General features: G+C 54.3%; 11 protein-coding genes. All 11 read right to left on the bottom strand.

The window, feature by feature from the left end; all coding sequences use genetic code 11:
• On the bottom strand, positions 1-1,097 hold a 1,097-nt coding region (secY, locus tag AAAB16_RS06075), incomplete at its 3' end, for a preprotein translocase subunit SecY (protein ID WP_340662525.1).
• Positions 1,098-1,532, bottom strand: coding sequence for a 50S ribosomal protein L15 (gene rplO / locus AAAB16_RS06070; RefSeq protein WP_108096522.1), 435 nt, complete (start codon positions 1,530-1,532; stop codon positions 1,098-1,100).
• Between the two features lie 3 nt (positions 1,533-1,535).
• Positions 1,536-1,712 (bottom strand): 50S ribosomal protein L30, encoded by a 177-nt coding sequence (gene rpmD, locus AAAB16_RS06065; protein ID WP_110618213.1) that lies wholly within the window; start codon positions 1,710-1,712, stop codon positions 1,536-1,538.
• Between the two features lie 2 nt (positions 1,713-1,714).
• Positions 1,715-2,236 (bottom strand): 30S ribosomal protein S5, encoded by a 522-nt coding sequence (gene rpsE / locus AAAB16_RS06060; RefSeq protein WP_108096524.1) that lies wholly within the window; start codon positions 2,234-2,236, stop codon positions 1,715-1,717.
• A 3-nt stretch (positions 2,237-2,239) separates the two neighbouring features.
• On the bottom strand, positions 2,240-2,590 hold the full coding sequence (gene rplR, locus AAAB16_RS06055) for a 50S ribosomal protein L18 (RefSeq protein WP_110618212.1): 351 nt from the start codon (positions 2,588-2,590) through the stop codon (positions 2,240-2,242).
• A 10-nt stretch (positions 2,591-2,600) separates the two neighbouring features.
• Positions 2,601-3,134, bottom strand: coding sequence for a 50S ribosomal protein L6 (gene rplF, locus AAAB16_RS06050; protein WP_110618211.1), 534 nt, complete (start codon positions 3,132-3,134; stop codon positions 2,601-2,603).
• A 13-nt stretch (positions 3,135-3,147) separates the two neighbouring features.
• Positions 3,148-3,540 (bottom strand): 30S ribosomal protein S8, encoded by a 393-nt coding sequence (gene rpsH / locus AAAB16_RS06045; protein WP_108096527.1) that lies wholly within the window; start codon positions 3,538-3,540, stop codon positions 3,148-3,150.
• 212 nt (positions 3,541-3,752) lie between these two features.
• A complete protein-coding gene (rpsN, locus tag AAAB16_RS06040; RefSeq protein WP_108096528.1) occupies positions 3,753-4,058 on the bottom strand; it encodes a 30S ribosomal protein S14 in 306 nt (101 codons plus the stop codon).
• A gap of 13 nt (positions 4,059-4,071) precedes the next feature.
• Positions 4,072-4,611: a 50S ribosomal protein L5 gene (gene rplE, locus AAAB16_RS06035; protein WP_110618210.1), complete on the bottom strand. Its 540-nt coding sequence runs from the start codon at positions 4,609-4,611 to the stop codon at positions 4,072-4,074.
• A gap of 20 nt (positions 4,612-4,631) precedes the next feature.
• Positions 4,632-4,946 (bottom strand): 50S ribosomal protein L24, encoded by a 315-nt coding sequence (rplX, locus tag AAAB16_RS06030; RefSeq protein ID WP_340662524.1) that lies wholly within the window; start codon positions 4,944-4,946, stop codon positions 4,632-4,634.
• A gap of 11 nt (positions 4,947-4,957) precedes the next feature.
• On the bottom strand, positions 4,958-5,068 hold a 111-nt coding region (locus AAAB16_RS06025), incomplete at its 5' end, for an uL14 family ribosomal protein (RefSeq protein WP_174232437.1).

Genomic DNA, 5,068 nt, shown 5'->3' with positions numbered 1-5,068 from the left:
GTCAGCACGCCATCGATATAGCGCGCGGATTGCTCACCTGGACGGATGCCAGGAATAAAGGCACCAGACTTCTTCAGGTTTTCCGCCACGTCTTTCGGGTTAAACATCAACGCTGTGTAGAAGAAGCAGAAGAAAACAATCCCTGCACTAAACAGCAAGATATTCAACGGCTGACCAGGAGCGATAGCCTGCGAAACATCCTGAAGCCAGCCCAAACCAGCAGACTGACCAAACCAGGCGCCCAGCGAAGCCGGGAACAGCAGAAGGCTACTGGCAAAAATAGCCGGAATAACGCCGGCCATGTTTACCTTCAACGGCAAGTGGCTAGTCTGCGCAGCAAAAACCTTACGGCCCTGCTGGCGCTTGGCGTAGTGCACAGCAATACGACGCTGGCCCCGCTCAATGAAGACCACGAAACCGATGATCGCTACCGCGAGCAAGCCGATTGCAACCAGGGCGAAGATATTGATATCACCCTGACGAGCAGACTCGAAAGACTGCCCAATTGCGCGCGGCAAACCAGCGACAATACCTGAGAAGATCAACATCGAGATGCCGTTACCGACACCGCGCTCAGTGATCTGCTCACCCAGCCACATCATGAACATGGCACCAGCAACAAAAGTACTGACTGCCACGAAGTGAAAGCCGAAATCGCCCGAGAACGCTACACCTTGACCCGCCAGACCAACCGACATGCCGGTGGCCTGTACAAAAGCAAGGATCAAGGTGCCGTAGCGGGTGTACTGGCTAATCTTGCGACGGCCAGACTCACCTTCCTTCTTCAACTGCTCCAGTTGCGGGCTAACAGCAGTCATGAGCTGCATGATGATCGAAGCCGAAATGTACGGCATGATCCCCAATGCAAAAATACTCATGCGCTCCAGCGCACCACCGGAAAACATGTTGAACAAGCTAAGAATGGTCCCCTCGTTCTGCCGAAACAGATCCGCCAACCGGTCCGGGTTAATACCTGGAACTGGGATGTGAGCACCTACCCGATAGACGATGATCGCCAAAAGGAGAAAGCGCAGACGAGCCCAGAGCTCGGATAACCCGCCATTGCTGAGCGCTGAGAGAGCACCTTGCTTAGCCATTTATTCCTCGAATTTGCCGCCAGCTGCTTCGATAGCCGCACGCGCACCTTTGGTGGCGGCGATACCTTTGAGGGTCACCGCGCGAGTAATCTCACCGGACAGCATTACTTTCACACGCTGTACGTTTTGATTAATCAGGTTGGCATCCTTCAGGGACTGCAGAGTTACCACGTCGCCTTCCACTTTATTCAGCTCGGAGGTGCGAACTTCCGCACGATCCATAGCTTTCAGGGAGACGAAGCCGAACTTCGGCAGACGACGGTGCAGCGGCTGTTGACCGCCTTCAAAGCCCGGAGCGATAGTGCCACCGGAGCGGGAGGTCTGACCTTTGTGGCCGCGGCCACCAGTCTTACCCAAACCGCTACCGATACCACGGCCCGGACGGTGCTTCTCGCGACGGGAACCCGGCGCAGGACTCAGATCGTTCAGGTACATGTGTTAACCCTCAACTCGCAACATGTAGTAAGCCTTGTTGATCATCCCGCGGTTAGCCGGAGTATCCAAAACTTCTACAGTGTGACCGATGCGACGCAGCCCCAGACCCTTAACGCACAGTTTGTGGTTAGGAATGCGGCCGGTCATGCTTTTGATCAACGTTACTTTAACGGTAGCCATGATCAGCGAATCTCCTCAACGCTCTTGCCGCGCTTAGCAGCAATAGAACCCGGGGATTGCATAGCTTTCAAACCTTTGAAAGTGGCGTGAACCACGTTTACCGGGTTAGTCGAGCCGTAGCATTTGGCCAACACATTCTGCACGCCAGCAACTTCGAGAACGGCACGCATAGCGCCGCCAGCGATGATGCCGGTACCTTCAGAAGCTGGCTGCATGTACACCTTGGAGGCGCCATGAGCGGACTTCATTGCGTACTGCAGAGTGGTGCCATTCAGGTCCACTTGAATCATATTGCGACGAGCAGCTTCCATAGCCTTCTGGATAGCAGCCGGCACTTCGCGAGACTTGCCACGACCGAAACCTACACGGCCTTTACCATCACCCACCACGGTCAACGCGGTGAAAGTGAAGATACGGCCGCCTTTTACGGTCTTAGCTACACGATTAACTTGAACCAGCTTCTCGATGTAGCCTTCGTCATTGCCGTTGTCGCGGCTGTCGCGTCTTTGATCGTTATTTGCCATAACTTAGAACTCCAGCCCGCCTTCACGAGCAGCATCAGCCAGTGCCTTAACACGGCCGTGGTACTTGAAGCCAGAACGGTCGAATGCCACCTGAGTGACGCCAGCGGCTTTCGCACGCTCAGCAACCAGTTGGCCAACTTTCGTGGCCGCGTCAATGTTGCCAGTGGCACCAGTACGCAGATCCTTGTCCAAAGTCGAAGCGCTCGCCAAGACTTTGCTGCCGTCGGCCGAGATGACCTGGGCGTAAATGTGCTGCGAAGAGCGGTACACGCAGAGACGCACGGCTTCTAGCTCGTGCATTTTCAGGCGTGCTTTGCGAGCGCGACGCAGTCGAGTAACTTTTTTGTCGGTCATTTGCTATGCCCTACTTCTTCTTCGCTTCTTTACGGCGGACGACTTCGTCTGCGTAACGCACACCTTTACCTTTGTAAGGTTCTGGCGGACGGAAGTCACGGATCTCAGCGGCCACTTGACCTACCAGCTGCTTGTCGATGCCCTTGATCAGGATATCGGTTTGGCTAGGAGTTTCTGCGGTAACGCCTTTTGGCAGTTCGTAGTCCACTGGGTGCGAGAAACCAAGTGCCAGAGAAAGGATTTCGCCTTTTGCCTGAGCTTTGTAACCAACACCAACCAGCTGCAGCTTACGCTCGAAGCCTTGGCTGACGCCGATTACCATGTTGTTCACCAACGCACGGGTGGTACCGGCCATTGCACGAGTCTGTTGATCGCCATTGCGAGCAGCAAAACGCAGCTCACCAGCTTCTTCAACAATTTCCACGGACGAATGGACGTTAAGTTCTAGAGCGCCTTTAGCACCCTTCACCGAGAGCTGTTGGCCGGCGAGTTTGATCTCGACACCAGCTGGCAGCTTAACGGGGTTCTTAGCAACGCGAGACATGCTTGTTCCCCCCTTAGAACACGGTGCAGAGCACTTCGCCGCCGACACCGGCAGCGCGCGCAGCACGATCCGTCATCACACCTTTGTTGGTGGAGACGATGGAAACGCCGAGACCGCCGCGAACTTTTGGCAGATCATCAACGGATTTGTACTGACGCAGGCCTGGACGGCTAACGCGCTTTACTTCTTCGATGACCGGACGGCCTTCGAAATATTTCAGCTCGATGGACAGCTGCGGCTTAACGTCGCTGCTGATCTGAAAACCCGCAATATAACCTTCGTCCTTCAGGACTTTGGCTACAGCCACCTTCAACGTGGAAGACGGCATGCTTACGACGGACTTTTCAGCCATCTGGGCATTACGGATACGAGTTAGCATGTCCGCTAACGGGTCCTGCATACTCATGGGCTAGGTGCTCCTGAAACAAAAGAATTAGCCATACGGCTACTGCATGTCGCTAGAAATATGCCGTGCATATAAAAGCCAGGCTCAGGCGAGCCGAGCATTCTAGAGACTGATTAAAAATGAATCAAGCCCCAAAAGGGGCTTGATTCATTTTTGCTCAATACCGAGGTCAGCACCGCGAAGGATAGACCCCGGCATGTCGAGACTTCGACTTACCAGCTGGCTTTCACCAGACCTGGCACATCACCGCGCATCGCAGCCTCGCGCAGCTTGTTACGGCCTAGGCCGAACTTGCGGTACACGCCGTGCGGACGGCCGGTGATGCGGCAACGGTTACGCAAGCGCGAAGCGCTAGCGTCACGTGGCTGCTTTTGCAAAGCGATCTGCGCTTCCCAACGAGCTTCCGGACTGGTGTTCGGATTAGCGATGGTAGCTTTCAGCTCGGCACGCTTTTTGGCGTACTTAGCTACCGTTTGCTGACGCTTCAGCTCGCGGTTTTTCATGCTTGTCTTGGCCATGTTCCTACTCCGATCAGTTGCGGAACGGGAATTTGAAAGCACGCAGCAAGGCGCGACCTTCATCATCCGTACGAGCAGTAGTGGTCAGGGTGATGTCCAGACCGCGCAGAGCATCGATTTTGTCGTAATCGATTTCCGGGAAAATAATCTGCTCTTTCACGCCCATGCTGTAGTTACCACGACCATCGAAGGACTTGGCATTCAGGCCGCGGAAGTCACGCACGCGCGGCAGGGAGATCGAAAGCAGACGATCCAGGAATTCATACATACGTTCGCGACGCAAGGTCACTTTCACGCCGATCGGCCAACCTTCACGGACTTTAAAGCCCGCGATGGATTTCTTGGCGTAAGTCACAACGACTTTTTGACCGGTGATCTTTTCCAAATCCGCTACCGCGTGCTCGATAATTTTCTTATCACCGATCGCTTCGCCAAGACCCATGTTCAGGGTGATTTTGGTAACGCGCGGAACTTCCATCACGTTCGAAAGCTTGAGTTCTTCCTTAAGCTTCGGAGCGATTTCTTTCCGATAAATCTCTTTTAGTCGTGCCATGGTCTTCTACCTAGCAGTGTTCAAGCATCAACCGCTTTTTGGGTCGACTTGAAGACACGAATTTTCTTGCCGTCTTCTACTTTGAAACCAACGCGATCAGCCTTGTTGGTTTCGCTGTTGAAAATGGCGACGTTAGAGACGTGCAGAGGCGCCTCTTTCTCGACGATACCGCCTTGAGCACCCAGCATCGGGTTCGGCTTGGTGTGGCGCTTCACCAGGTTGATCCCACCAACGACCAAGCGGTCGTCAGCGAGAACCTTGAGCACCTTGCCACGCTTACCTTTGTCTTTGCCGGCGATCACGATGATCTCGTCGTCACGACGAATCTTTTGCATGTCGGATCTCCTTACAGCACTTCTGGGGCGAGCGAGACGATCTTCATGAACTTCTCAGTACGAAGTTCACGGGTCACTGGCCCAAAGATACGGGTGCCGATCGGCTCTTGCTTGTTGTTCAG

The organism is Pseudomonas sp. (genome assembly GCF_037994325.1).
Classification (GTDB): domain Bacteria; phylum Pseudomonadota; class Gammaproteobacteria; order Pseudomonadales; family Pseudomonadaceae; genus Aquipseudomonas.
This window is presented reverse-complemented; position numbering and strand designations above follow the sequence as displayed.